Genomic DNA, 26,507 nt, shown 5'->3' with positions numbered 1-26,507 from the left:
CCCCCCCCCCCCCCCCCCCCCCCCCCCCCCCCCCCCCCCCCCCCCCCCCCCCCCCCCCCCCCCCCCCCCCCCCCCCCCCCCCCCCCCCCCCCACCGCTGCTTTCAGTTCAGCCGTTGCAGTCTTTGATGGCGTTGCGCCACATGCGCATCGCCTCGGCAATGAGGAGTTCGCAGTGAACTCCGGCCCAGTCGGCTTCGATCGGTGCGGACACGCAAAGCGCAGGCAGGTCGGTGTCGAGACGGATCACGGACCCGATCGCCTCCTCATCGCAGGTGATCCGGGCGCGGGCCTGGGTCGGGATGAGCGAGAAGCAAAGCGCCCGCTCGGAGATCTCGATGGTCTCGACATACGTGGAGTTCTCCTCGCTCACGCCGCGCCTCCGGTACCGAGGATGAGGGTATGGCCGGTATCGAAGGCGTGGTCGAAGGCGTGTTCCCAGGCGGTCATGTAAGAGCCGGTAGCGGGTCTGGGCGAGGGTCGGGGGCGGTTCTGGCGCGGTCGCGCACGCCAGTGGTTGGCGCTGTCGCGGACGGCGTCGGCGAGTTCGCTGCTGGTTCGGGTCTCTCTAGCGGCGATCACTTTCCGTGCAGCGCGGGCGCCGCCGATAGCTGCGGCGATCGCCGCTCCGGGTACTGCGGCGGTGTGCCCGGCGCGGTCGGTTGGGCGGGTCTGTGCTGGGATGCGCTGCGGTGCTTCGGGTTCGGCCCGCTGTGCGCTGGCGAGCGGGGCGGGCATGGGGATGAGGCCGAGGCCGATCACCCACGCGATCCAGCGCAGGGCCCAGACGACGCGTTCGCGGAAGTACGGCTTCTCGGGCTGGAAGTGTGCGGCGCGCAGTTCGGCGGACTTGACGATGAAGCGGTCGAACGCGTCTTCACGGAGTTTGGAGAACCGGTGCGGCGGTTCGTCAGGTTCGGAAGGCACAGGCCGCCACCCGGTTGTGGGCGGGGGCCGGTCCGAGCCGCCGCCCCGCCGGGAAGCCGGTCGGGGCGGTTCTTGTTGCGGGGGTTCGGGTTCGGGCCAGTCGGCGGTTCCTGGGAACCAGGCGTTGCCGGGGTTGACCCAGTTCTGGGCGGGGAGGGGGTCGGGGGTTTCGTCGCGGCGGTGGCGGCCGGTGCGCTCGTCCTTGTACCAGCCAGGCGAGCCAAAGGGGCCGGGGTCGAACGGGTCGTGGGGGCGGTTCGCGTCGATGATCCAGGTGTCGCCTGGTTTGTGGCGCAAGTGCATCGGCTCGTAACGCGGCGAGCGCGGGTCCGAGTCCGGGGCTTCGAGGTCGCAGGATGCGGGGTTGTGCTGGTAGCGGTACGCGCCCGGACACATCCGGTCGGGCTCGCCGTTGCTCATGAAGAGGCGGCGGCCCGCCCAGTCGTAGTACCCGGCTGCCTCGCCCGAACCGGTGATCTCACGCAGCGGCGCACCCGGACCGAGGTGATCATGCTGGTAGAACGGCTCCTGGACCAGGACCATCGCCCTTGCCTGGTTCCGGGCGGCCGTGAGTTGATGAGTTGCGCTACGCCTGTTTTCGCGTAGGGTGGACTGTGCCATGGGAGGCTCGCCTTCCTGGTTGAAAGGTGGGCCGCCAACGAGTTTTGCGGCAAGGAGGCGGCCCACCGGCCATATTCAGTTAGGTTCTGCAACGTGCGCTTCGCACGTGTCCCGAGATTGACACACGGCGCAGATCCGGTCAAGCGCGACACGCCGTCATGTACGAAAGCGTCTAGATCCGTTCGAAGGCTCACCGCTCAAACGTGTCGTTACGGCGCAAATCACCCACTGGCTCATAGGGTTCGAGTGACCACCACTCACCCGATGGGACTTGCCTTGAGCGACACCGACCTTCACGGTTCCGACATCACTCGGTACGAAGCGATCGAGGAGCAGGAGTCTGGTACACAGTGGACCAGTGTGCCGTTCGTCAGCCGCTACACCGCCACTGCGGATGCGATCAAGCAGGCCGGCAGCGAAAGCGCCGTGAGTACTACGTTCAGCATCGCCAGTGAGATCAAAGGACTCGGCGAGGACGTCATGGGCGTGCTCACCGACCCGGTCGGCACGCTCGTCGGCGCCGGGCTCACCATCATCCTCGACCTGGTGCAGCCCTTCGACGAACTGCTCATGATGGTCTCCGGCGATGCGACCGAGATGCAGCACCAGATCGACGTCCTCGGCCAGGTCGAGGCCGCGCTCGGGGCGCTCGACGAGGAGATCGCGAACGCCGCCGACGCCAACGTGGCCTCATGGGAAGGCGAAGCCGCCGCGGCGGCCGGGAACGCCATCGGCGGGCTCGCCGCCACCGCGGGCTCGATGGCCGAGCGCGCCAAAGACGTTGCTGCGCTACTCGACTGGGCGCGGATGCTCGCCGAGACGATCTACGAGGTCATCAAGGCGATCCTGACCGAGCTCGTGTCGTGGGCGGTCACGCGCGGGATCGTGGCGCTGGCGGCCAGCGTCCCCACGGCGGGCGCTTCGGTCGCCGCGTTCGTCATGGACGCCGTGGTCTCCGCGTCGCGCATGCTCCTCAAGGCCACCCGGAAGTTCCAGTTCGCGCAGCAGATCTTCATGAAGCTGCTCAAGTTCCTGCGCGCCAACCCGGTCGTCGACCGCGCTGCCGGGGAGTACCGGCTCTGGAAGGAACTCCTCACGGCCGCAGGGACAGCCGTGGTCGACTCCGCGAAAGGCGCGGCCGCCGACATCTACGGGCACGTCACCGATGCCATGAGTTCCGAGACCGGCACCATTACTGCGCTGGTCGGCGAGGCCGCCCGCTGGCAGGTCGACCCAGGTGAGCTTGAGGCCGCTGCCGGATCTCTCGGCGACCTGGCCCCGAACGCGGAGGCGATCGCAACGGTCGCAAGCGAAGCGGGAGCCGCCGAGATGACCTGGGGTCTGCCCGGCCTCTTCTTCGCCGAGGCCTACACGGAAGGCTGCGCCGAACTCGCCAACCTCACTGGCCTCCTGGGCGATTCGATCAGTCGCCGAGCCGACGACCTGCGCCAGTGCGCCGAGACCTACAGCCAGGCCGATGCCGACATCGCCGCCGAGTTCGAGAAGCTCGCCACCGAACTCTCCGGCTGACCCCGGGGCCGCCAGATACCAAGGGCCGCAGACCGAACGGCCTGAGTCAAGTTCCCGACAGACCGCACTGTGGGACTGCCCGCGGAGTTGCCGGAGGGTAAGCTCTCCACATACATGAGGGGCACATGCAAATGCATGTGCAATATAACGAAGATATAACAGAACTCATGTCGCCGTGGTCAGCCTCGAAACCGAGCGCGCCTCATGCCATCCTCGAGGAGCTCGCAACGCATCTTCCGAGCCGAACGATGCCGCGTCTCCCCGCCGCATGAAAGGGCCACGCCGCCATGCCGAAACGATCGATCACCGTCCGCATCGACGACCGCGACTGGCAGGTCATCGCCACTGTCGCCGCTGCGGAAGGCCTGGAACCGACCGCCTGGATCGCTCGCGCAGCGCGCCGCGCCGCGCTAGCCGCCGAGCTCGAAGGAGTCGGGGAAGGCGCACTCGAGAATCGGGACTGGTTGGAGGCCACCGGCCGCGAGTCCCGCGAACTGTGGGCAAGGGACGGCGAGGAGTAGATGTGTCATCGGAAGATTCGAAGTCAGAGCAGCGGCCGTTGAGACGCGGCGAGGTCTACATGCACACCCCGACGGGAAAAAGGGTGGTCGTGCTCTCCGACGACCGGTTCAACGCCGCCACCCACACCGGCTGTGTGCTCGTCGCCCCCTTGGGCAGAACGCCCGGACCGGCCTCGGTGCCCTGCGGCGACCAGGACCCGGTGGGCGGCTACGTCCACGTCGCCGAAGTCGGCCAGACCAGCGTCGGCAGTCTCGCCGACTGCGCGTGCATGCTCTCGGGCCGCACCATGGACCATCTCAACCGCGCCCTCGTCACCCTCTTCGACCTGCCTTACTAGCGCTATCGCGCGACGTCGATGTATACGACGTAATTGCCGTTGTCCTTCTGGAAGTCGTCGACGCGGAAGCCGACCTTGTCGTCCAGGCCGAGTGCGACAGAGACGTAGCCCTCGTAGTCTCCGTTGAGCACATACGCTTCAAGCGAGCCCGCATCCACGCTTACCGGGTCTGTCGGCGGGTCGTCCAGAGTCGACTCGCCTTGGTCGTTATGGGCCTGGGCGGGGTTGAAGACGAGCTGGATGAACGCGTCGCCGGGCAGGTCGACCGGTTCGCCGGACCCGTCGTAGACGATGTCGGCGCGGTAGCCGATCTCGTAGCCGGGCAGCGCGTCGAACTCGAAGGCCACGCGGTCGTAGCCGTCCTCAGGATGGCTGCCGACGCGGAGGTCGACCAGGACCGGCACCGGCGGGACGGTCCCGTCGAACGTTGCGGACACGTCGTCGGTCGGCCACGACGGCGTCTCAGGCCCGTCGGTCGGCGGATTCGGCGAGGTCGTCTCGCCGTCTTCCGGCTCGGTGGACTCAGGTGCAGGAGTGGGGCTCGGCGATGGTTCATCGGAATCGCCGTTTCCGCAGGCTGCGGGCAGCATCGCCAGGACGAGGGCGAACGCTGCGAGCGTTTTTCTTCCCATAGACCAGGTTACCTCTCGACGACCCGAGATAACGCGAAAAAAGCTCCCCTGAACAGGGGTTTTACGGTCCTTGGGCCCGGCTCAGACCCAGTTCGCCTTCCTTGCGGCCCTGCGCATGACCCGCAGCAGCAGCGGGCCGGTCAGCAGCACCAGGGCGACCGTGGTGATCGCGCGGCCGATGTCCCAGCCCAGGGACGTGGCGAGGGAGTACGCGATGAGCCGCTGCAGGTTCTCGCCGAGGCCGCCGCCCGGCACGTACGCGAGGTTGCCGTGCGTGATCGCGAAGGGCCAGAACGACATGTTGAGCAGCAGCCCGTACAGCAGCGACGAGAACGCCGCGTAGACCGCGAGGACCGCCAGCTCAGCGGCCCGGCCCGGCCGCGTGTCCGGCGTCCCCGGCAGGAGCCCCGCGCCCAGCGCGACGAACGCCGCCGCGAACATCTGGTACGGCAGCCACGGCCCGACCCCGCCCGTGAGCAGGGCCGACGCGAACAGGCCCGTACAGCCGAGGATGAACCCGAACCCCGGCCCGAACACCCTGCCCGCCAAGATGAGCAGGAAGAACACCGTCTCCACCCCGGCCGCGCCCGCCCCGAACGGTCGCACGGCCGCGACAACGGCGGAGAGCACCCCGAGCATCGCGACCGCCCGCGCGTCGAGGCCGCCGTCCGTCAACTGGAGCAGCACTACGGCCGTCACGAGCGGCAGCAGCAGTGCGAACATCCAAGGGCCCGAAGTGGTCTCGGTCAGCGCCCCGCCCGGGGCCGCCAGCAGCGGCCACGACATGGCGACCAGCCCGAACGCCGCCGCCAGGACGAGCGACAGCGCGGCCTTCCAGCGCACGGCCGGGCGCGGCCGCGCGGTCTCAGTCGACTGCGTCATCGCCGGTTCCGTTCCCGCCCAAGGCCGCCGTGACCTCGGCCACGGTGAGCCAGCCCGGCAGGACCTTGTCGACCTGCGGGGCGAACATCGGGGAAGCGGCGACGATCTGCCGGGCCGGGCCGTCCGCGACGACCTCGCCGTCGGAGAGGATCACGACGCGGCTCGCGAACTCGGCGCAGAACTCCACGTCGTGGGTCGAGACGACCACGCAGTGCCCGGCCTCGGCGAGCTTCCCGAGGCGGGACGCGAGCGCGGCCTTCCCCGGGTAGTCGAGGCCGCGCGTCGGCTCGTCCAGGAGGAGGAGCGGCGGTGCGGCCGTGAGGGTTACGGCGAGGGCGAGCGCGAGCCGCTGGCCTTCGGAGAGGTCGCGCGGGTGGGCGTCGTCGTCGATGCCCTCGACGAGGTCGGCGAGGATCTTCGCGCAGGTGCCGGGCGGGACGCGGCCGTCGCGGTCGGCGCCTTCGCATTCGGCGGCGACGGTCTCGGCGTAGAGGAGGTCGGCGGGTTCGGCCGGGACGAGCCCGGCGAGGGTGCGGCGCTCGGCGGGCTTGCGGGTCGCGGGGTCGTCGCCGCCGATCGCGACCGTTCCGCCCGAGCGCTTCCCGGTGCCCTGCAGGGCCCACAGCAGGCTCGACTTGCCGGAACCGTTGCGGCCCATGAGGGCGATGCGTTCGCAGCGTCCGGCGACGAGGTCGACGCCGTTCACTGCGCGGACGCCGCCGGGGTAGTCGACGTGGACGCGGTGGGCGTCGAGCAGGGGCGGCCCGGCCGGGGTCTCGACGACGGAGGCCGGGGTGAGGCTCGCGAGCGTGCCGCGCAGTCCGGCGGCGTGCCTGCGGGCCTCGCGGATCGTGACAGGCGGTCCGGGCCATCCGGCGAGGCGGCCGAGGTCGACGACGGGCGGCGCGACCGGCGAGACGGCCAGGACCTCGCCGACCGGTCCGCTGATGACCTTGCCGCCGTTGAGGAGCAGCGCCGAGTCGGCGTACTGGGCGACGCGTTCGAGCCGGTGCTCGGCGAGGAGCACCGTGACGCCCAGGTCGTGGACGAGGCGGTGCAGCGCGGAGAGCACCTCGTCGGCGGCGGTCGGGTCGAGCGCGGACGTCGGCTCGTCGAGGATGAGCGCGGCGGGTCCGGCGACCAGGGCCGCGCCGATCGCGACCCGTTGGCGCTGACCGGAAGAGAGCGCGGCGAGATCCCGGTCGCGCACGTCGGCGAGGCCGAGGAGGTCCACGATCTCGGTGACGCGCTTGCGCATCGCGGCGGGGTCGACGCCCAGCTGCTCGGCGGTGTAGGCGAGTTCGCGCTCGACCTCGTCGGTCACGAAGCCGGACAGGGGGTCCTGGCCGACATAGCCGACGAGGTCGGCCAGGTCGGCGGGCGTCGAGCCGCGGACCTCCCTGCCCGCCACGGTGATCCGGCCGGACATGGTGCCGCCGGTGAAGTGCGGGACGAGGCCGTTCACGGCCTTGAGGAGCGTCGACTTGCCCGCGCCAGTGGGGCCCACGAGCAGGCAGAACTCGCCCTCGGGAAGGTCGAACGAGACCTCGTCCAGGACGGGCTTCCCCGTGTAGGCGAAGGTGACGCGGTCGAAGGCGATCCCGCCGGGGTTCATGGTGTTCCTCCTCTTGGGGACGGCACGAGCAGGGCGGGCGCGGTGGCGAGGAGGATGCCGCCCGCGCCCCACATCGGCAGTTCGGGCACCGAGAGCGGGTTCGTGGCGGGCCACAGCGCCGAAGGCTCGTACATGCCACTGAGGACGGTCCCGGCGACGGCGGCCGCGCCGGACGCGACCACGAGCCAGTCGCGGGCGCCGAAGCGGTCGGGCCGGTAGCGGGTGTGCGGGACCCGCTTGGAGGCGAACGCGATCCCGAACGCCGCGACAGCGGCGCTGACGGCGACGATCGCCCAGGCCAGCGGCGCGGGCGTCCCGGCGCCCAGGAGCACGTACGCGCCCGCGCAGAGCCCGATGAGTCCGATGAGGAGCGACGCGCTGGTGGTGCGGCGGGCCGGGGCCGGAATCCCGGCGGCGCGGCCGTACCCGCGCGAGGCCATCGCGGCGGCGAGCGCGAGCGACCGGTCGAGGGCGTCGTGCAGGACCGGCGAGACGACCGTGCGCATCAGGTTCGCGGGGCTGCGACTCGTGTTGCCGCGCAACGCCCTCGCGCGGCGGACCCGGCCGACGCTCTCGACGAGCTGGGGCGCGACCGACAACGCGACGACGACCGCGACGCTCACCTCGTACAGTGCGGCCGGGACCGAGCGGAGCAGGCGCCGGGGGCTCGCGAGCGCGTTCGCCGCGCCGACGCAGACGAGGAGGGTGGCGAGCCGGAGGCCGTCGTAGGCGGCGGCGAGCGCGCCTTCGGCGGTGACGTCGCCGCCGAGGCGGAAGCCCGCGGCCCACTCGGGGAGAGTCGCGGAGGGGAGGGTGAAGAGGACGGTCGGGCCGTCGGAGCCGCCGAAGACGACGTAGAAGGCCATGCGGACCGCGATGGCGCTCAAGCCGATGACGAGGAAGACGCGGTAGGCGCCCGACCAGGGTTCGGAGCCGCGGCACCAGGTGACGACGAGGCCCGCGACGGCGACGATGAGCAGCAGCAGCCACGGATTGCCGGTGCGCCCGGCGGCGGTGGCGAGCAGGAGGGCCCAGCCCCACCAGGCCACGGGATGGGCGGTGCGGCGGGGCGGGTTCCGGTGCGGAGCGGTCATGCGCGCCGGTCGCGGCGCATGCGCCAGATCGCGAGCGCGGCGACGACGGCGAGCGCGGCGACGGCGATGAGCCAGGTGAACGAGCGCTCGTCCTCGTCATGCGGGCCGTGGCCCTCGGTCGACTCGGCGGCCTCGGCGGGAGTGAGCGCGGGCGCGGCCGAGCCGTCGCCGAAGACCCAGCCTTCGACGTCGCCCGCGTCGGGGTGCGCGTCGGCGCCGCCCACGGGCGAGTAGGACCAGGTGTCGTCGTCGGCGTTGGCGCGCCAGTACGACCAGTACTCCTTCGCGGGAGGCGCTGCGCCGCAGTTGCTCTCGGGGAGTTCGTCGATGCGGCAGACCATGCCGCGGATCGAGGCGACCTCGGTGACGGAGAACCCGGCCTGCACGAGCGCGTCCAGCCCGTTCGCCGGATCGGCGGCGCACCCGGTCGCGGGCGCGTCGGCGAGGGTCCCGAAATCGACGACGACTGTGACCTCGAGGCAGCCGTCATGAGCTGAGGCAGGGAGGGCGGGCAGAGCGATGGTGAGGAGAGAGAGAAGGAGCGCGGCGGCGAGAGCGGCGAGGCGGCTCCCGGGTCCGCCCCCCGGGGTCGGGTGTGTCCGATCGCGACGCCCCCGAAACCAAGGGTCCCATCCGGGTACGACATCGCCGTTCGATGCGGTGAGAGCGCGTAGGCAGCGCCCGCCGGATCGGCGGGCGCTGCCTGTGTTTCGTTCGCTTCGGGGCACGTGCCGACTATTGCTTGTCGGTGCCGTCGCTGTCAGCGCTTTCGCCGTCAGCGTCGCCGGTCGGCTCGTCCGAGTCGCCCTTCGGCTCCTCGTCAGCGGCAGGCGTCGCGTCCTCGGCCGGAGCCGCACCGGCGCTGCCGCCCTTGCGGGACTTCAGCGCGAAGGCGACGATGAGCGCGACGAGCACCACCACGGCGGCACCGATCGCCCACGGCACCCAGGAGGCCGAACCCTCGTCCTCATCGGCAGCGGCCTCAGTCGAGGTCTCGTCACCGGCGCTGGCGCTCTCGCAGCCCGTGCCCGGCACGGCGGCCTCGATGCCGGTGGCGTCGAGGTTCGCGAGGTCCTGGCCCGCGATCGGGACGATCGCCTGCGCGGTCGCCAGCAGGCGCGAGGCCTCGCCGAATTCGGGGTCCTCCGGGTCGGTGTACATGATCGCGCCCGGCGCGTCGCTGTCGCAGCCGAACTGGAGCGTGAGCAGGAACGACACGGCGCGCTCGGCGGCGTCGGCCCGCTCGGTCGCCAGGAACGCCTGCGCGGCCATCGCGGTCGAGTTCGCGTTCTCGCCGAAGCCGTTGTCGAACCCGCCGTCCTCGGCCTGCGCGGCCTCCAGCCACGCCACGGCGGCCGTCAGCGGCGCCTCCGCGTCGGTGCCGAGCGTCGCCAGCGCGGACGCGACGAGACCGGTCGTGTCGGGGTCGGAGACGCAGTCGTCGCCGCCGTCGATGTCGCCGTAGTTGAACCCGCCGTCGGGGCACTGGACCGCGGCGAGTCCGGCCGCGGCCTCGGCGCCCGCCGGGGTGCTGGTGCGGGCGAGCCCGAGGACGGCCCACGCGGTGGACGGCGCGGTGCCGTCGCCGTAGGTGCCGTTCTCGGCCTGCGAGGCGGTGACCTCGTCGGCGAGGCGGATCTCGGCGAAGTTCGTCGGGTCGCCGCCGCCGGTCGCGACGGTGTACATGACCTTCCCGGCGGCGCCGGCGTTGAGCGCGGGCTCGGTCGCGCCTTCCACGGTCGGATACACGTACGGCGAGAGCGTCTCGTTGCTGTTGAGCCACTCGAGGGTGGCCTGGACCTGGTCGCCGCCGACGCCGGCGGCCTCCAGGGCGATGACGGCGTCCAGCGAGGACGAGACGTCCCCGCCGTTCCAGGAGGTGCCGTCGGACTGGGCGACGAGCCAGGACGCGGCGGCCTGGGCGGGCTGCGCGAACGGGACGTCTTGGGCCTCAACCGGTGCGGCGGAGGCGAGAACGGTGACGGGCACGACCGCGGCGGCGGCCAGCAGTCGGGCGGGCAGGTGGCGCAATTGCCTGACCTTTCCTAGAGCGAGTTGGGTCTTCGGGCAGGCGGCGGCGCCGCAAGCGCCTGTAGACCACGACAGGCGTTGACAATTCGGATGGCGTCGGCGGGTATTCGGGCTCACGCGGGTGGACCGAGCGGCATTGAAGGGTGCTCGGCAGATTGTCTGAGTTGACGGACCGCGACTACCGTTGCGGGTCAGCGCCGGCCTTTCACCGGACTTCCCCCGCCTGGCGCCTGTTCAGTTTGGGGTCATTCTCGCGGGTGGATTCCCTGGGTGTCAAGCTGACCGGTCGCGCAGTGCAGCCGTTCACTCGCGCCACGCGAGTGAACTCTCGCCTTGCGGTTATTGACCCGTAGCACCGGGTGTCGATACGGTGCACAACGTGAGCAGAAATAAGAACGCCGATTTGGACAGAGTTCTTCGCGCTGCGACACGGGTCTTCCTGGAGCGCGGGTTCTCCGCCACCTCCATGTCGGACCTCGTCGCGGCGACCGGCATGAACCGCGCCGGGCTCTACGCCGCATTCGGCTCCAAGCACCAGCTCTACATAACCGCATTGGGCCGCTATAGGGAAGACACCGAGCCGGAACTGCGGGCGATCGCCCACCGCGCCCTCGACCGCAAGGACGACGAGCGCCTTGACGCGCCGCGGGTCGTGGCCGACCTGCTCGACGTCGTCGCCCGCCATTCCAAAGAGGGCGGTTTCGTGGTGCGGGCCGCGGTGGAGCTGGCCGACGACCCCGCCACGATGCGCCGCGTCCAGGAGGCCTGGACGGAGCTCGAACGCGATCTCGCCGCGATCCTGGCACGGGCGGTCGAGCGCGGCGAGATGGCTGCCGCGGCGGACCCGGACCGGTTGGCGCGCACCGTCCTCGTGTTCGTGCAGGGCGCGCTCGTGCTCGGCCACGCCGACGAGGACGACCGGCGCCTGACCGACGCCGCGGCGGGACTGGTCGGGCTCCTCGCCGCCTACAGCCCCTCGGCGACGGCCGAGGAGATCCGCAGCCAGGCCGACGACGACGCCTTGCTCAACGAGTCGTAGCGGATCGGCTCGCCCGAGTCGAGCAGCTTCTCGTAGGGCGCGAGCAGGACCGCCCTCGTGCGGGCCGCGAAGTGCCGCTGCACGGCCGGCAGGTCCACGTCCTTCCGGTGGGCGGGCATCGACACCACCGACACCGCGCCGCGCACCAGGTCGCGGCGGCCGGTCTGCTCCAGGTGGTCGAGCATCCGCGCCGCGGTCTCCGCCGAGTCGTTGCGGGCCGACATCGTCACCACCAGCTGGTCGGTCGCGTCGATCGCCGCCTGCCAGTTCGCCGCCCGCACGTTGTTGCCGGTGTCGACGACGATGAGCTTGTAGAAGCGCGACACCGCCTCGCGCAGGTCGCCGAACGCCTGCGAGGTGAGCATCTCCCCGGCCGTCGCGGACTCGTCGGAGGCGAGCACGTCGAACATCGCGCCGCCCTGGGCGCGAACGTACTGCGAGAGGTCGCCGATACGCCCCGTGGGGCCCCGGAAGTGGTCGAGGTCGCGCAGCAGGTCGCGGACGGTGCGGACGTGGAAGTCCTGCTGGGCCCGCATGCCCAGCGTCCCCTGCGTCTCGTTGTTGTCCCACGCGAGCACGTAGCCGCCGCGGTGGCGGCCGAACGTCATGGCGAGCATGAGGACAGCGACGGTCTTGCCCGCGCCGCCCTTGGGGTTGACGACGGTGATCTGGCGCAGGCCCCCGAAGTTGCGGCGCACGGTCTCCACCGCGCGCTGCCGGGAACGTTCACGGGGGCCGGGCGGGAGGGCGACCATGCCGAGGCTGAAACGGTGGAGCGCACCGCGCAGGCCGGTCTCGGCCACGGGCGGGCGCGGGGGCACGACCCGGCGGGACGCGAAGTCGTCGGCGGTCACGCCGAGCCGCTCGAGCGCGCCCGCGTGGTCGGGGAACACCGGGACGGGGACGTTCGAGCGCGTCGCGGGCGCGGGGGGCGCCCCGACCTGGAAGTCGACGGGGGCCGCGCCGGGCGGGGCGGGCCAGCCGTCGTCGAGGCGGGGCTCCTGCGGCGCTTCGTACTGCGCGGGCGGCGAGTCGTACGAGGCGGCCGGGCCGGGCAGGGGGGTCGCGGGCGGCGGCGGCGCGCTCGGCACGTGGTCGCCCTGGCGGGGGTTGCGGACGGGACCGGCGGCGTGCGGCTGATGCATGACGTCCTCTGGGGCGCTGTGCGGTTGGAGCACTTCATCAGACGCGTACTGCTCGTTCACTTCCGGAGGTGCGAACGGCGACCACCCTGGAGCATCCGGCCGGTGCAGAGGCACAGTGTCCTCTTCGGTGTGCTCCATCGGGGCCTCCCAGCGCGCGGATGCGCTCAGCGTCAGAGTGCGGTTACCCGACTATTGTGGCCCATACGCCTGTCATCGCGTGGGAACTCGGCACGGCTCCCGATCGCGGCCTCACAGCAGTCGCGGCTGCTCAGGGCCCGAACGGTCCTGCGGGACCATCCCGAATGGACTGAACAGCCCCTGGTCCACATCGGCCAGAAGCGGCGAGCCCGCGCCGGTGTGGCTGACGTATGCGAGGTCCCTCGTGCGTCCGAGCGCGACGTACAGCTCGCGGCGGGCCGCGGCCGTGTTCGGCCAGTCCTCGGCGGTCATCCCGGTCAGGCACACCACCCGGAACTCGCCGTCGGCGGCTTCGGCGACGGACATGCCGTCGGGGCCGATCACCGCGAGCTCCTCGGGCGCGACCCCGGCCTCGGCGAGGCGGTCGGTGAGGTCCTCGACGAAGCGCTTCTCGTCGTCGGCGTCCACGGCGAAGCACCGGCCGATCCCCGAGCCTTCGAGCGCCGGGCGCTCGGGCTGCACGAGGCGGCCCGGGACGCGGCTGATCGGCTCGATCACCTGCGAGGCGGCGACGAGCACCGCGGCGGGGCTGCGGTGGTTGCGCGACAGCCGCATCACGTGCGCCTGCGGGAACTGCTCCCCGAACGCCGCGAACGCGGCGGGCTCGCCGGTGACGAGCGCCGAATCGGGGTCGCCGGTGGCCGTGATGTCCGCTTCGGCCCCGCGGTGCTCGGTGACCTGGCGGAACAGGCGCATCGGCATGCGCGGCAGGTCGTCGATGAAGACGTGGCCCAGCTCGGGCGGGCTCGCGGCGGCGAAGTCGTCGAACTCGGCGACGGTGATCGAGGCGGCCTCGCGGCCGATGAGCGCGCCCAGCTCGCGGCGGAGGCGCGCTGCCCCGTGGGCGGACGCGGCCAGGACCAGGCACTGGCGGGCGGGCACGCCCAGTTCCTGTACGAGGTAGGCGACGCGGCGGATGAGGAGGTGGGTCTTGCCGGTGCCGGGGGAGGCGTTGATGAGCAGCGGGCCGCGACCGGCGGAGGCGGCCACGCGCTGCATGGCGTCCAGGGAGTCGAGCAGGCCCGCGCCGACCTCGTCCATGCCCGTGAGCAGGGGCGCGGACTCCAGCCAGGGGTCCGGGGTCCGGGTCGTCAGCGCCGGTTCGGGCATGGGCACCGCTTCGCGGGCGAACCTGGAGTGGTGGGACCGGTGCGAGCGGCGCCGCCGCTCGGCGGTGGTCCGCATGCCGGCGGAGAGCTCGAACAGCGGGGACGCCACCTGCGGTTGCTTGCGTTCATCAGGACGGCGCACCTATGCATCCTCGCAGACAGACGGCACGAGCCCCGAAGCGGCTCCCGCCCGGGCGCGCCGCGCCTCCAACAGCGAAACACCCTCGCGAACGAGGGCTTGTCGGACCCTCCGCGTACCGTGTCGGACAGGGGGCCACCCCGGGGACAAATCCGGAATATCCGCTTTCACGTTTCCCGCCGCGCCCGCGCCGCCAACAGCCCTCACCCGCCCGCGAACGGCGGCAGCACCTCCACCGTCACCCCTGCCGGGAGCACGGTCGCCGGGTCCTTCGCGGCCAGGCCGTCCACCAGCAGCGTCGAGGCGGAGAGCACCTTGTCGAGCACCGGCCCGTGCCGCTGCCCGAGCACCGCCTTCAACTCCGCGACGTCGGCGGCGGCCACCTGCTCCTCGCCGGTCCCCGCCGCTGCTTTCGCACCCGCGAAATACCGCACCGTCACCACGTTCACCCTCCGATCGCCGACATCGGCCGTGCAGGCTGCAGGAACGACGGGTCGTCGATGCCGTGCCCGGGGAGCTTGCCCCACATCGCCTCGCGCCAGCGCGCGCCGATCTCCGCGTCAGGGGCGCCGTCGCGCAGGAGCCCGCGCAGGTCGGTCTCGCCGCGCGCGAACAGGCAGTTGCGCACCTGCCCGTCGGCGGTGAGCCGGGTGCGGTCGCAGTCGCCGCAGAACGGGCGCGTGACCGAGCCGATGACGCCCACCTTCGCGGGGCCGCCGTCCACGAGCCAGGTCTCGGCGGGCGCCGAGCCGCGGTGCGCCGGGTCCGGCACGAGGTCGAACTCGGCTTTGAGGGCTTCGAGGATCTCGGCGGCGGTGACCATCTCGTCGCGGCGCCACACGCCCGCGGCGTCGAGCGGCATCTGCTCGATGAACCGCAGCTGGTAGCCGTGCGCGATCGCGAAGCGCAGCAGCGCGGGCGCCTCGGTGTCGTTGACGCCGCGCATGAGCACGGTGTTGAGCTTGACGGGCGCGAGCCCGGCGGCGGCCGCGCCCTCGATGCCGCGCAGGGTGGCGGCGAGGCGGTCGCGTTTGGCGAGCTCCTTGAACGTGCCCGGGTCGAGGGTGTCGAGGGAGACGTTGACGCGGTCGAGCCCGGCGGCCACGAGCGGCGCGGCGAGGCGTTCGAGGCCGATCGCGTTGGTGGTCAAGGAGATCTCGGGGCGCGGCTCGAGTTCCGCGGCAGCGCCGACGATGTCGACGAGGCCGGGGCGCAGGAGCGGTTCGCCGCCGGTGAACCGCACCTCGTTGACGCCGAGGTCGCGCACGGCGATGCCGACGAGGCGCGAGACCTCCTCGTCGGTGAGGAGCTCGGGTTTGGGCAGCCAGGGGAGCCCGGCTTCGGGCATGCAGTAGGTGCAGCGCAGGTTGCACCGGTCGGTGAGGGAGACGCGCAGGTCGGTGGCGGTGCGGCCGTGCCGGTCGCGCAGGCCGAGAGCAGCGGACGGCGCGTTCGCGGTCCCTTGGGTCGGAGTCGGTGCTGCCATGCGTCGAGCCTAGTTCGTCAATATGACAGTTTCGTAAAGTGAGACACGTTTCCCATCAATTGGTCGCGGTAGGCGCGCCCGAAGAGGGTCGTGTGGACCAGCAGCGGGAACAGCTGGTGGAGCGGCGTCCGCGCCTCCCAGCCCGCGTCCAGCGGGTGGACCTCGGTGTACCCGGTGATGACGGCGTCGAACATCGGCACGCCGCCCCACATGCGCAGGTTCGCCAGGTCGGTCTCGCGGTGGCCGCCGTGCGCGGCCGGGTCGATGAGCCAGGCCCGCTCGGCGCCCCAGTGCACGTTGCCCCACCACAGGTCGCCGTGGGTGCGCGCGGGCCCCTCCTCGGGCCCGGCCAGCTCGGGGAGCTTGGCGCCCAGGGCCTCGAGGGCGGCAACGTCGGCCGCGTCGAGCGCCCCGTTGTCGCGGGAGGGCCTGAGGTACGGCTCGATCCTCTTGGCGGCGTACCACTCCGGCCAGGTCTCGCCCGCCGGGTCGTTGTCCAGGAAGGTCTCGCCGATGTAGCCGCGCCAGGGCGCGCCGAACCGCTCGGCGCCCGCGTCGTGCATGGCCGCGAGCTCGCGGCCCAGCTCCTCGGCGTGCTCGCGGGTCGGCGCGGCCGGTTCGATCCACGGTTCGACGAGCAGCCGCTCGTCGGCGTAGAGCAGCGGGACGGCCGCGGGCGTGGCCTCGCGCAGCCACCGCAGCCCGTTCGCTTCGGCCGCAAGGTAATCGGCGGGGGCGTGCTCGTTGAGCTTCGCGAACAGGTGGGAGCCGTCGTCGAACGTGAGGCGCTGCGCGGTCGCCCGGCACGGGCGCGGTTCGGTCATCGGCATCGCGAAGTCGCTGGCTTTCACCGGGGTGGTGCGCACGCGCTGGTGCTCGATGAGCTCGGGCAGCAGCCGGAGGCGTTCGAGGTCGGGGGCTTCTTCCACGGACCCAATGTAGCGGAACGCGAACGGCCGGACGGGCATGAAAAACTCTTCGTGTTGGAACCCCTTTGCTCTGGAGGCCCCATGCGCCGCACCGCCCGCTGGCTCACCGCCGTCAACACCATCAGCGCTCCACGGGTCTCGTCCCAGAGATCCCGTGTGGACAGTGTCTTCGACCGGATGGTCCACAAGGCCGAGCACCAGGCCGAGGCGGACTCCGCGGTGGCCCAGGAGTTCGTCGACTCGTACCGGTTCCTGCTGCGCGAGGTCGCCAAGCAGGACACGCTCTCGATGGTCGGCTGGCAGGGCTTCATCGACGACCTGACCCGCCGCATGACCAACCACCTGCGCGTCGAGCGGCTCATCAACGAGCACCCCGAGATCGCCCGGGAGCCGATCGAGCGCCCCATCGTCGTGGTCGGCCTGCCCCGCACGGCCACCACCGTCACCCACAAGATCCTCATCCAGCCCGAGGGGAACCGGGCCCCGCTCATGTGGGAGCTCATGAACACCCACCGCGGCGACATCGACCCGAAGCTGCGCGACAAGCTCATCAAGGACGCCCAGACGATGGCGTCCCTCGCGAGCAAGGCCTCCCCCGTGTGGGACCTCATCCACCCGATGAACGCCATGCAGCCCGAGGAGTGCGTGTTCGCGCTGCCGCACGGGTACCAGTTCATCACCCGCGCGACGATGCCCGCCTACCGCCGCTGGGTCGACGAGCGCGACTACACCGAGGACTACGGGCACCTCAAGCGCGTCCTGCAGGTGCTCCAGTGGCACCAGCCGCGCCGGCGCTGGGTCCTGAAGTCGCCGTTCCACCTGTTCAACCTCGACGTGCTGCTCAAGGTCTTCGACGACGCCACGGTCGTGTGGATGCACCGCGACCCCTCCACGGTCATGGGCTCCTGGTGCTCCCTTGTGGAGACCGGGCGGGCGCTGCACCACCGCGCGTACGACCCCTCCAAGATCGGCCCGGAGTGGCTCGACATCTTCGGCAAGGGCGTCGCCCAGGCGCGCGCGGTGCGCTCGGCGGCCTCGCGCGAACGCTTCGTGGACGTGCCGTACCACTCGTTCACGGCCGACCCGCACGGCTTGATGCCCAAGCTGTTCGCGCGCCTCGGCCTGGCCTGGACCGAGACCGAGGAGGCCAACCTCGAGCAGGTCCTCGCCCGCCCCGGCATGCGCCGCAGCCACGAGTACCACCTGTCGCGCTACGGGATCGAACTCGACGACGTCGAAGAGGCCTTCGGCGACTACGGCCGCCTCGGCTTCTGACAGCGGAAACGCGCTGCGGGGCCGGTCCGAACAGGACCGGTCCCGCAGCGCGTTCAGCAAATGTCGTACCCCTCCGATACCTTCGAAGCGGTCGGGTGGAGCGTCATGCGGGTGCCGCTCCGCCCGACCAGCCGAACTGCATCAGCCACAATCGGATAGGGGGTGGTACTAGCCCAACTGCTCGACCACGAAGTCGATCGCCTCGGTCAGCTTCACGGTGTCCGCCGGGTCCACGGCCGGGTACGTGGCGATGCGCAGCTGGTTGCGGCCCAGCTTGCGGTACGGCTCGGTGTCGACGACCCCGTTGGCGCGCAGCACCTTCGCGATCTCGGCCGCGTCCACGCCCTCGAAGTCGATCGTGGCGACCACGTTCGAGCGCAGGGCGGGATCGGTCACGAACGGGTTCGCGAACTCGCGGGCGTCCGCCCACGAGTACAGGGCCCCGGCCGACTCGGCGCAGCGCTTCGCGGCCGCGTCCAGGCCGCCCGCGGCGTTGAGCGCGTCCACCTGCTCGGCGGCGAGCACGACCGTGGCCACCGCCGGGGTGTTGTACGTCTGGTCCTTGCGCGAGTTGTCGATCGCGGTCTTCAGGTCCAGGAACGCCGGGATGTACCGGCCGGAGGCGGCGATGCGCTCGGCGCGCTCGATCGCGGCCGGGCTCATGACCGCGATCCACAGGCCGCCGTCGGAGGCCAGGCCCTTCTGCGGCGCGAAGTAGTAGCAGTCGGTCTCGGTGAGGTCCACCGGGAGGCCCGCCGCCGCGGAGGTCGCGTCGTGGAGCATGAGCGCGCCGTCGTGGGTGACGCGCTTGACGTCGACGGCCACGCCCGTGGAAGTCTCGTTGTGCGGGGTGGCGTACGCGTCGACACCGTCCTCGAAGGACAGGTACGCGGCCGTGCCCGGGTCGGCGTTCACGATCGTCGGGTCGCCCAGGTGCGGGGCGATCTTGATGGCCTTGGCGAACTTCGAGCCGAACTCGCCGAAGCTGGCGGCCTGCGCCCGGTCCTCGATGAGGCCGAACACGGCGACCTCCCAGAACGCGGTCGCGCCGCCCACGCCGAGGACGACCTCGTAGCCGTCGGGCAGCGAGAAGAACTCGGCCAGCCCGGCGCGCAGGCGCCCGACCTCGGCCTTGACCGCCTTCTGGCGGTGGGAGGTGCCCATGACGGACCTGCCCAGTCCGGACAGCGCGCTCATCGCTTCGGACGGCACCTTGGAGGGGCCGGAGCCGAAGCGCCCGTCGGCGGGCAGCAGCTCTGCGGGGATGGTGATCGGGTCGGTCACTGTCGGCTCCGTTCTGAGGTCGGTCCTGGGCTCACTGTAAACCCGCGTTCCGCTCCCGCGACCGGCCGGGGCAGGCCCGGCCGTCAGCTGAGATCACACCGCCCGGGCCGCCCGGACTACTCGGGCGGTGTCGTACCCGTCGGGGATCATCGATTCGGGGGCGCCTCCGATGTCCGATTTGCGAAGACCCGCCGAGAACCGCCCAATCCTCGCCGCGTCAGTCCGCGCGGGACCAGCCCGTCGGGGGCTCGCCGCCAGGTTCGGTCTCGGCCGTCCACAGCTCGCCGTCGAAGCCGACCGCCCACAGCCGCAGCGCACCGTCCGAACCGAACGCCGCCGCCGGTCGCTTCACCACCGTCACGTCCCCCCGCGTCCACGGCCGCGACAGCAGCCCGAAACCACCGGGCCCGGCCGCCTCCAGGTCCGCCAGGGCCAGCACGAGCACCGCCGGAGCCCCGGTCCCGTCGTCGCACGCCACCGCGAGCGCCCCCTCCGGCCCGATCGCCAGCGCCGGAGCGAGCACCCCGCCCTCGAGCGGCACGCGCACCCCCGTCCACACCTCGCCGCGCCCGAAGTGGAGCGCCACATCGCTGCACCCGGCCACCCGCGAGGCGAGCACGATCCGCCCGTCGGGCGCCTGCACGGCGGTCACGGCGCTCGCGGGCGCGAACGGCAGCCCCTCAGCGCCCGGCAGGTCGAGCATCCGCGAGGCCCATTCGACCCCGTCGCCCTCCCACACGGCCACGTTGTCGGGGGTGGCGGCGATGATGTGGAAGGCCCCGTCGGCGGCGAGCGCGGCGGGGGCGTCGTGCACGGCCGGTCCGTCGAGCCGCGTCCACGCGGCCCACTCGCCGCCTTCGGGCCGCACCCGCACCGCGAGGCCGCCCTCGGGGTGGCGCACGCACGCCAGCGACGTGTGCCCGTCGTCGGCGGCGGCGACCTGCCCGACGACGCGGGCGCCGGGGCCGTGCCCGGCCGGGTTCCCCAGCAGCTGCCACTGGCCGGAGACCAGGTCGTAGCAGTGGACGTCGCGCACGTGGGTGGCCGGATCGTGGGTGTGGTCGGCGCTGATCGCGTACACCTTCGTCCCGGCCCGGTCGAGCGAAGGGAGCGTGTCGGGGCCGCCGAGGTCCTCCCAGCCGTCGTCGCCGAGGACCTGGAGGGTGTTGTCGCGCACGGTGACCGGGCGGATGAGGCCGTCGACCTCGGCGGCGGCCACGGCCGCCGTGTAACGCGGGTGCGTGGCGTGCCCGTACGTGGTGCCCGCGCCGGGCCCGGCGATGAGGCGGTCGCCGCAGCCGACGGGGTGGCCGCAGTCGGCGCCGTCGTTCCAGGCGTAGACGTCGAGCGCGCGGCCCTTGCGTTCGAGGTCGGCCCCGCCGAGGTTGCCGGGCCAGCGGCGGTTGTAGTAGCCGCGCCAGGCTTCGACGGTGCGGGCCCCGCCCCAGGCGCGCACGGCCTCCCAGGCGAAGAGGGCGGCGGCGGTGTGGTCGATGTGGTCGGAGTAGCCGGACTGCTCGGCGCCGAGCCGCTCCCCGGTGATCAGGTCGGGGTCGGGGTCGAGGGTGTTGACGGCGGCGGGCCGGTACCGCTCGAGCAGTTCGACGAGCGTGGCCTGCACGGTCGCCCGGTCCACCGTCGACTCCGCGGTGAGCGGCGAGCCCGTGGGCGGCAGGACCAGGGAGTCGTCGAGGCGGCCCTCCCACAGGGCGAGGAGGCGCGTGAACTCGCCGGTGATGCGCCCGAGGTTCGTCCACAGCGAGCAGAAGACCAGGTGCACCTGGGGTTTGTCGCGCAGGACGCACAGTTCGACGTCCTGCCCGGAGTCAAGCGCGGCGAGGTAGTGGTCCCAGGGCGCGTCGGCGTCGCCGAGGGCGAGGTGGGCGTAGGCGCGGCGCAGGCCGTTGTCGCGGGCGGCGGCGTACCCGGCGAAGTCGGCGGGGGCGGCGGCCTCCCAGGAGTTGCGCCCGTCGGCCTCGCCCGCGGTGAGCACGACGGTGCACAGTCCGGCGCCGTCGTCGAGGACGCGGGCGACGCGCGGGTTGATGAAGTAGAGGCAGTCGTCGGGGTGGGCGACGATCTGCATGTGGACAGGGCCGTCGCGCACCGGTTCGGGGATCTTGCCGGCGCTGGCGGCTTCGCGCAGGGACCAGGCGCTCTCGGCGGCCGCGGCGGTCACGGCCAGCCCGGCGACGCCGCCGACGAGGAGGTCGCGGCGGCGCAGCGGCAGGGGCCGGGGGGAGGGCATGGCGCGTCCCGTTCGGGTGGGTGTTTGGGTGTTCGATTGATCGCTGGCGGAAGGGCGTCGCCGTGACCGGTCGATCGTATCCCGAACGCGCCCATATGAGACGAGTCCTCATGCGGGACGCGGAAAAGCGGCCCGCGTCACCCCTTGCGGGGCGGCGCGGGCCGCTTCGATGCTTCGGCTACTGCCAGCCCTCGACCTCTTCGGGCTTGCGGGGGCCGGGGCCGACGTAGGTCGCGGACGGGCGCACGATCCGGCCGAGCTTCTTCTGCTCGAGGATGTGGGCGCTCCAGCCGGCCACGCGGGCGCAGGTGAAGATCGGGGTGAACAGCTCGGCGGGGACCTCGGCGAAGTCGAGGAGCACCGCGGACCAGAACTCGACGTTGGTGGCGAGCACGCGGTCGGGCTTGCGGGCGCGCAGCTCGGCCAGCGCGGCCGACTCGAGCGCCTCGGCGACCTCGTAGCGCGGGGCGCCCAGTTCCTTGGCGGCGGCGCGGAGCACGCGCGAGCGGGGGTCCTCGGCGCGGTAGACGCGGTGGCCGAAGCCCATGAGGCGCTCGCCGGAGTCGAGGAGGTTCTTGACGTACCCCTCGGCGTCGCCGGACTTCTCGACCCCTTCGATCATGTGGAGGACGCGCGAGGGGGCGCCGCCGTGGAGCGGGCCGGAGAGCGCGCCGATGCCGGAGGAGATCGCGGCGGCGGCGTCGGCGCCGGTGGAGGCGACGACGCGGGAGGTGAAGGTGGAGGCGTTCATGCCGTGCTCGGCGGCCGACATCAGGTAGGTGTCGACGGCCTTGACGTGGGCCGGGTCGGGCTCGCCGCGCCAGCGGCGCATGAAGCGCTCGGTGATGGTGCCGGCCTTGTCGATCTCCGACTGGGGCACGGCGGGGCGGCCGGAGCCGCGGGCCGACTGGGCGATGAACGACAGCGTGGTGACCGACACGCGGGCGAGATCGTCCCGGGCGGTCTCGTCGTCGATGTCGAGCAGCGGCTGGAGGCCCCAGTAGGGGGCGAGCATGGCGACCGCGGCCTGGGCGTCGACGCGGGTGTCGCCGGAGGAGACGGGCACGGGCACGGGTTCGGCGGCGGGCAGGCCGTTGCCGAACTTGCCGTCGACGAGGAGGCCCCATACGTCGCCGTAGGTGCTCTGGCCGACCAGGTCCTGGATATCGACACCGCGGTAGCGGAGCGATCCACCCTCTTTGTCAGGCTCGGCGATCTCGGTTTCGAAGGCGATGACGCCTTCGAGGCCGGGCTTGAACTCAGACATCGTTGTACTCCTGAGTGTGTTGTCCCTGTGGTTGCCGACCGGGGGCTTCCGGGAGGCGACGGTTCGTAGTTATCTGGAAATGGTGCCTCAATGCGGTGGCTGACGGAAGTGGCCACGGGTCGAGGGTGATCCTGAATGGCGGTACAGAAGGTGCGCAAAATATGAGACAACGATCGTGAGCCTGGTGGTTTATACTGGTTTGACCGTTTCGTTGGGAGGGTTTCAATAATGGGTCTTGTTGGTTTCAACGGTTTCATGCGATCTCGCCCACATCGATACGCGTGCCGCAGGTCATCGGACATGAGCTAACGTCAAAGCACATCCCGCCCACCGATAACGACACGGAGGTACCCCCTATGGCGCTGTCCGGCGAGCAATGGGTGATCGCCTACAACGACCACGAGGCCACCATCGTCGCTGTCGGCGGTGGCGTGCGCTCGTACACCTACCGCGGCCGCCCGGTCGTCATGTCCTACGGAGACGAGGAGCTCGCGCCCGGCTGGTCCGGCCACATGCTGGCCCCTTGGCCCAACCGCACCCGCGACGGCAAGTACTCCTACGACGGCACCGACTACCAGCTCCCGATCAACGAGATCGAGACGAACACCTCGCTCCACGGCTTCGTAGCGTGGGCCGAGTGGACCGCCGTCGACGTCACCGAGACCTCGGTCACCCTCGAATGCCGCCTGCCCGCGCGCCTGGGGTACCCCTGGACCCTGCACCTGCGCACCCGCTGGTCGATCGGCCCCGGCGGCCTGCGCGCCGCCCACACCGTCTCCAACCCGGGCCACAAGACCGCGCCGTTCGGGTTCGGCACCCACTCCTACCTCATCCCCGGCTCCCTGGAGCGGATCGACGAGGCCACCCTCCACGTCCCGGCCGCCAAGAAGCTCAAGCTCGACAAGCAGAGCATCCCGGTCGGCTCGGGCGAGGCCGACTTCGGCGACCCCACCGTCCTCAAGGACCTGGTGATCGACGACTGCTACGGCGACCTCAAGCGCGGCTCCGACGGCAAGGCCGAAGTGCGCCTCGCCGACCCGGTCTCGGGCCAGGCCGTCACCGTGTGGATGGACGAGTCCTTCGGCTGGTGCCACATCTACACCGCCGACGGCCTCGACGGCGACCGCAAGCGCGGCTCCGTCGCGATCGAGCCGACCACCTGCCCGCCGAACGCCCTCGCCACCGGCGAGGACCTCGTCGAGCTCTCACCCAGCGAGGCCTGGTTCGGCGTCTGGGGCATCCGCCCCGAGTAGCCGGAGCGACTTCTCAACCGAGGGACCGTCCCCACCAGGGGACGGTCCCTCGTCGCGTCTGAGCCGCCCTCGCGAACGACACGCCGGGTTATCCACAGGAGACTCATGAGCGCTCATCACCTTGCCTGCCAAGCAATGTCCGAATAATCCAGAAAAGCCAGAAGTTATCCACAGCTTGAAAATTGCCCCTTGCCGTCCCCCGCCGATCCCGGTCATGGTTACTCCAAGGCACATGAACAGCACAGAACGTAGGAGTAGCCATGGCCGCGACACTCGACCGCACCACGACCACCGCCGCACCCGCCACCGAATCCCTCCTCGTCACCACCGACGACCGCCTCGCCGAAGCCGTCGCACCACTCGCCGCCACCGCAGGCCACCCCCTCCGCCGCATCCACCACCCCCGCGACGCCGAAACCCACTGGCAGCGCGCCCCGCTCGTCCTCGTCGGCCCCGACCTCGCCCCCGAATGCATCGCCTGCGACTTCCCGCCCCGCGAACCACTCCTCCTGTGCACCACCATGTCCTGGCTCGGCGGCGACGCCGACGACACCTCCCTCCTGTGGCCCATGGCCATCCAGATGCAGGCCACCAGCGTCGTCGCCCTCCCCGACGCCGACGACTTCCTCACCGACCTCCTCATCCGCACCGTCCTCGACGTCGAACCCGCACCCGTCATCGCCCACGTCGCCGGACACGGAGGCGCCGGCGCCTCCACCCTCGCGCTCGCCACCGCCACCGACGCCGCACGCGACGGCCGCACCACCGTCCTCATCGACCTCGACCACACCGGCGGCGGCATCGACACCCCCGCCGGACTCGCCGCCCGACCCGGCTGGCGCTGGCCCTCCCTCGCCAACGGCACCGGCCCGCTCGACCCCGAACGGCTCCTCGGCGGCCTCCCCAAACGCGGCGGCCTCCACCTGATCGGCCCCGACCCGCGCAACCCCGCCGAAGTCAGCGCCGACACGCTCGACCGGGTCCTGCGCGCCGCCCGGCTCGCCGCCGACCTCGTCGTCGTCGACCTCCCGCGCACCCGCACCGACGCCGCCGCCCTCGCCGCGACCGCCGCCCGCTCGGTCGCGGTCGCCCTCGGACCCGGCGCCCGCTCCTGGGAGGCCGCCCGCAGCGTCACGACCGCCTACGGCCTCCACAACCCCCACCTCGGCGTCGTCCTCCGCGGCGAAGCCGACCCGAAACCGGCCCGCATCACCTGGGACGGCCCGCGCGAAGCCGACTGGCTCGAACCTCCCGTGCGGGGCACCGTCCCCACCGACCGGCGCCTCCCCGTCCTCCTGCGCCAAGGCCGCGTACCCCGGGGCAGGGTCGGGCGCGGCATCCGCGATCTCACCGCGGTCCTCACCGCACCGCGCTCCCGGGGCGAACTCGCCCTGCGCGGCCCCCAGCGGACCGGCGCGGCCCGATGAACCTCGACCTCCTCGCCCGCGTCCGCCGCCAGCTCGCCGCCCAGACCCGGCCCGCCCGCGACCGCGGCACGGCCAAAGCGGACATCGTCCGGGCCCTGTGCGCCGCCGGGGCCGCACCACCCGACCAGGCCTCGCTCCTGCAGCTCTCCGCGGCACTGCGCGACGACCTCATCGGCGCGGGCCCGCTCCAGCCGCTCCTGGACGACCCCGACATCACCGACGTCGTCGTCAACGGCACCGGCGGCGTCTGGGCCGACCGCGGCGAAGGCCTGCACCCCACCGCGATCCGCCTCGGCACACCCGACACGATCCGCTCCCTCGCCTGCCGCCTCGCCGCGGCCGCCGGGAGGCGCCTCGACGCGGGCAGCCCCTACGCGGACGTGCGGCTGCCCGACGGCACCCGGTTCCACGCCGTGCTCGCACCGATCGCCACCACCGGCCCGTACCTGTCCTTCCGCACCCACAGGTCCAAGGCGTTCACGCTCACCCAGCTCGTAGAAGCGGACACGCTCACCGCCGACATGGCCGACCTCCTGCTGCGCATCGTCAAGGCCCGCCTCGCCTTTGTCGTCACCGGCGGCACCGGCACGGGCAAGACCACACTCCTGGCGAGCCTGCTCTCCAACGCGCCCAAGGAAGAACGCATCGTCATCGTCGAAGACGCCGCCGAACTCGCACCCGACCACCCGCACACGCTCACCCTCGAATCGCGCCCGGCGAACATCGAGGGCGCGGGCGCAGTCGACCTCGCCGCGCTCGTCCGGCAGGCGTTGCGCATGCGCCCCGACCGGATCGTCGTCGGCGAATGCCGCGGCGCCGAAGTAATCGAACTGCTCGGCGCACTCAACACCGGCCACGAGGGCGGCGCGGGCACCCTGCACTGCAACGCAGCCGCCGACGCGCCCGCGCGGCTCGAAGCCCTCGCGCTCCCGCACGGACTGCCGCGCGAAGGGCTCCACGCCCAGCTCGTGGCCGCACTCCGCGTCATCATCCACCTGCGACGCAACGGCACCGGCCGCCAAGTCGCCGAGATCGCCCTGATCGAAACGGGCCCGAGAACACAGCCGCTCACCGTCTCGACCGCCTGGACCCGTCACGGACCGGGCCCGAGCGCGGGCATCCTCGAACGCCTCCTGAGGGAGCGAAACGCATGAGCACCATCCGAATCGAACCAGCCGCCGACACCGCCCCTCCGCTCACCGCAGACGACCGCACCCGCCATACGGCAGCACACCATGCGAAACCAGCCGACCCTCGAGACCGCCCTCCGAAGTCCCCAGTCGACACACCGCCCTCGGTCGATCCGCCCTCCTCGAACACGACGCGGACCGCGCGATCACACCGACCGACGGTCCGCGGGAACGCGACGCCCGCAACCATCGCTCCCTCGCCGCCCTCGTCGCGGCGGGTGCGCAACCGGACCGACCGCTCCCGCCGCAGCGCCCACACCGGACCCGCTCTCCTGCTCCACCAGCCATGCCCCACCGGAATGGCCGCGATCCCGCCATCGGAAGCACGC

The 26,507-nt window shown here is 71.9% G+C and carries 23 protein-coding genes and 1 pseudogene; 8 read left to right on the top strand and 16 right to left on the bottom strand.

Features of this window, described 5'->3' with window-relative positions; genetic code table 11:
• Positions 1-107: 107 nt before the first annotated feature.
• Both ACZ60M_RS22530 and ACZ60M_RS22525 read right to left on the bottom strand, forming a co-directional pair.
• Positions 108-371, bottom strand: coding sequence for a hypothetical protein (locus ACZ60M_RS22530; protein ID WP_465421022.1), 264 nt, complete (start codon positions 369-371; stop codon positions 108-110).
• A complete protein-coding gene (locus ACZ60M_RS22525) occupies positions 368-1,468 on the bottom strand; it encodes a hypothetical protein (protein WP_465421020.1) in 1,101 nt (366 codons plus the stop codon). The genes ACZ60M_RS22530 and ACZ60M_RS22525 overlap by 4 nt, the downstream gene beginning before the upstream one ends.
• A 354-nt stretch (positions 1,469-1,822) precedes the next feature.
• Here ACZ60M_RS22525 and ACZ60M_RS22520 point away from each other — a divergent pair, with 354 nt between their 5' ends.
• The 3 genes from ACZ60M_RS22520 (at position 1,823) to ACZ60M_RS22510 (ending at position 3,935) form a co-directional block, all read left to right on the top strand.
• A complete protein-coding gene (locus ACZ60M_RS22520) occupies positions 1,823-3,076 on the top strand; it encodes a hypothetical protein (RefSeq protein WP_465421018.1) in 1,254 nt (417 codons plus the stop codon).
• Positions 3,077-3,363: 287 nt separating this feature from the next.
• Positions 3,364-3,597: a hypothetical protein gene (locus ACZ60M_RS22515; protein ID WP_465421016.1), complete on the top strand. Its 234-nt coding sequence runs from the start codon at positions 3,364-3,366 to the stop codon at positions 3,595-3,597.
• Between the two features lie 2 nt (positions 3,598-3,599).
• The gene (locus tag ACZ60M_RS22510; RefSeq protein WP_465421014.1) at positions 3,600-3,935 is read left to right on the top strand and encodes a hypothetical protein; all 336 of its coding nucleotides are present in this window, start codon (positions 3,600-3,602) and stop codon (positions 3,933-3,935) included.
• 2 nt (positions 3,936-3,937) lie between these two features.
• Here the strand turns inward: ACZ60M_RS22510 and ACZ60M_RS22505 are convergent, their stop codons facing one another.
• The 6 genes from ACZ60M_RS22505 to ACZ60M_RS22480 all read right to left on the bottom strand — a co-directional run bounded on the left by ACZ60M_RS22505 (position 3,938) and on the right by ACZ60M_RS22480 (position 10,189).
• Positions 3,938-4,567: an AMIN-like domain-containing (lipo)protein gene (locus tag ACZ60M_RS22505; protein ID WP_465421012.1), complete on the bottom strand. Its 630-nt coding sequence runs from the start codon at positions 4,565-4,567 to the stop codon at positions 3,938-3,940.
• Positions 4,568-4,648: 81 nt separating this feature from the next.
• On the bottom strand, positions 4,649-5,449 hold the full coding sequence (locus ACZ60M_RS22500) for an ECF transporter S component (RefSeq protein ID WP_465421010.1): 801 nt from the start codon (positions 5,447-5,449) through the stop codon (positions 4,649-4,651).
• Positions 5,433-7,064: an ABC transporter ATP-binding protein gene (locus ACZ60M_RS22495; protein WP_465421008.1), complete on the bottom strand. Its 1,632-nt coding sequence runs from the start codon at positions 7,062-7,064 to the stop codon at positions 5,433-5,435. Before ACZ60M_RS22495 ends, ACZ60M_RS22500 begins: the two co-directional genes overlap by 17 nt.
• Positions 7,061-8,158 (bottom strand): CbiQ family ECF transporter T component, encoded by a 1,098-nt coding sequence (locus ACZ60M_RS22490; protein WP_465421006.1) that lies wholly within the window; start codon positions 8,156-8,158, stop codon positions 7,061-7,063. Before ACZ60M_RS22490 ends, ACZ60M_RS22495 begins: the two co-directional genes overlap by 4 nt.
• Positions 8,155-8,544 (bottom strand): hypothetical protein, encoded by a 390-nt coding sequence (locus tag ACZ60M_RS22485; RefSeq protein ID WP_465421004.1) that lies wholly within the window; start codon positions 8,542-8,544, stop codon positions 8,155-8,157. Before ACZ60M_RS22485 ends, ACZ60M_RS22490 begins: the two co-directional genes overlap by 4 nt.
• Positions 8,545-8,893: 349 nt before the next feature.
• Positions 8,894-10,189, bottom strand: a complete 1,296-nt coding sequence (locus ACZ60M_RS22480; protein ID WP_465421002.1) for a prenyltransferase/squalene oxidase repeat-containing protein — start codon at positions 10,187-10,189, stop codon at positions 8,894-8,896.
• A gap of 403 nt (positions 10,190-10,592) precedes the next feature.
• On the opposite strand from ACZ60M_RS22480, the gene ACZ60M_RS22475 reads away from it, so the two are divergent.
• Positions 10,593-11,228: a TetR/AcrR family transcriptional regulator gene (locus tag ACZ60M_RS22475; protein WP_465421000.1), complete on the top strand. Its 636-nt coding sequence runs from the start codon at positions 10,593-10,595 to the stop codon at positions 11,226-11,228.
• Here the strand turns inward: ACZ60M_RS22475 and ACZ60M_RS22470 are convergent.
• The 5 genes and pseudogenes from ACZ60M_RS22470 to ACZ60M_RS22450 all read right to left on the bottom strand — a co-directional run.
• Positions 11,156-12,385, bottom strand: a pseudogene (locus ACZ60M_RS22470) (MinD/ParA family ATP-binding protein); the annotation flags it as partial. The gene ACZ60M_RS22475 and the pseudogene ACZ60M_RS22470 overlap by 73 nt on opposite strands.
• Positions 12,386-12,622: 237 nt before the next feature.
• Positions 12,623-13,822, bottom strand: a complete 1,200-nt coding sequence (locus ACZ60M_RS22465; protein WP_465420998.1) for a UvrD-helicase domain-containing protein — start codon at positions 13,820-13,822, stop codon at positions 12,623-12,625.
• A 200-nt stretch (positions 13,823-14,022) separates the two neighbouring features.
• Positions 14,023-14,259, bottom strand: coding sequence for a MoaD/ThiS family protein (locus ACZ60M_RS22460; protein WP_465420996.1), 237 nt, complete (start codon positions 14,257-14,259; stop codon positions 14,023-14,025).
• A gap of 5 nt (positions 14,260-14,264) precedes the next feature.
• Positions 14,265-15,305 (bottom strand): GTP 3',8-cyclase MoaA, encoded by a 1,041-nt coding sequence (moaA, locus tag ACZ60M_RS22455; protein ID WP_465420994.1) that lies wholly within the window; start codon positions 15,303-15,305, stop codon positions 14,265-14,267.
• A gap of 17 nt (positions 15,306-15,322) precedes the next feature.
• A complete protein-coding gene (locus ACZ60M_RS22450) occupies positions 15,323-16,273 on the bottom strand; it encodes a fructosamine kinase family protein (RefSeq protein WP_465420993.1) in 951 nt (316 codons plus the stop codon).
• A 42-nt stretch (positions 16,274-16,315) separates the two neighbouring features.
• On the opposite strand from ACZ60M_RS22450, the gene ACZ60M_RS22445 reads away from it, so the two are divergent.
• Positions 16,316-17,509, top strand: coding sequence for a sulfotransferase family protein (locus ACZ60M_RS22445; protein WP_465420991.1), 1,194 nt, complete (start codon positions 16,316-16,318; stop codon positions 17,507-17,509).
• Positions 17,510-17,677: 168 nt separating this feature from the next.
• On the opposite strand, the gene serC is transcribed toward ACZ60M_RS22445, so the two are convergent.
• From serC to ACZ60M_RS22430, 3 genes are all read right to left on the bottom strand, one after another.
• Positions 17,678-18,793, bottom strand: coding sequence for a phosphoserine transaminase (gene serC, locus ACZ60M_RS22440; RefSeq protein WP_465420989.1), 1,116 nt, complete (start codon positions 18,791-18,793; stop codon positions 17,678-17,680).
• Positions 18,794-19,010: 217 nt separating this feature from the next.
• Complete coding sequence (locus tag ACZ60M_RS22435; RefSeq protein ID WP_465420987.1) at positions 19,011-21,041, bottom strand: PIG-L family deacetylase; 2,031 nt, start codon at positions 21,039-21,041, stop codon at positions 19,011-19,013.
• A 178-nt stretch (positions 21,042-21,219) separates the two neighbouring features.
• Positions 21,220-22,308 carry a citrate synthase 2 gene (locus ACZ60M_RS22430; RefSeq protein WP_270116372.1) on the bottom strand — a complete coding sequence of 363 codons (1,089 nt, stop codon included), beginning with the start codon at positions 22,306-22,308 and terminating at the stop codon, positions 21,220-21,222.
• Between the two features lie 356 nt (positions 22,309-22,664).
• Here ACZ60M_RS22430 and ACZ60M_RS22425 point away from each other — a divergent pair, with 356 nt between their 5' ends.
• The 3 genes from ACZ60M_RS22425 to ACZ60M_RS22415 all read left to right on the top strand — a co-directional run bounded on the left by ACZ60M_RS22425 (position 22,665) and on the right by ACZ60M_RS22415 (position 26,142).
• The gene (locus ACZ60M_RS22425; RefSeq protein ID WP_465420985.1) at positions 22,665-23,561 is read left to right on the top strand and encodes an aldose 1-epimerase family protein; all 897 of its coding nucleotides are present in this window, start codon (positions 22,665-22,667) and stop codon (positions 23,559-23,561) included.
• A 260-nt stretch (positions 23,562-23,821) separates the two neighbouring features.
• Positions 23,822-24,988, top strand: a complete 1,167-nt coding sequence (ssd, locus tag ACZ60M_RS22420) for a septum site-determining protein Ssd (protein WP_465420983.1) — start codon at positions 23,822-23,824, stop codon at positions 24,986-24,988.
• On the top strand, positions 24,985-26,142 hold the full coding sequence (locus ACZ60M_RS22415; protein ID WP_465420981.1) for a TadA family conjugal transfer-associated ATPase: 1,158 nt from the start codon (positions 24,985-24,987) through the stop codon (positions 26,140-26,142). Before ssd ends, ACZ60M_RS22415 begins: the two co-directional genes overlap by 4 nt.
• The last annotated feature ends 365 nt before the right edge of the window (positions 26,143-26,507 follow it).

The sequence above is a fragment of the Glycomyces sp. NPDC050141 genome (assembly GCF_055586545.1).
Note: the sequence above shows the minus strand (reverse complement) of the source record. Positions and strands in the feature narration are given on the sequence as shown.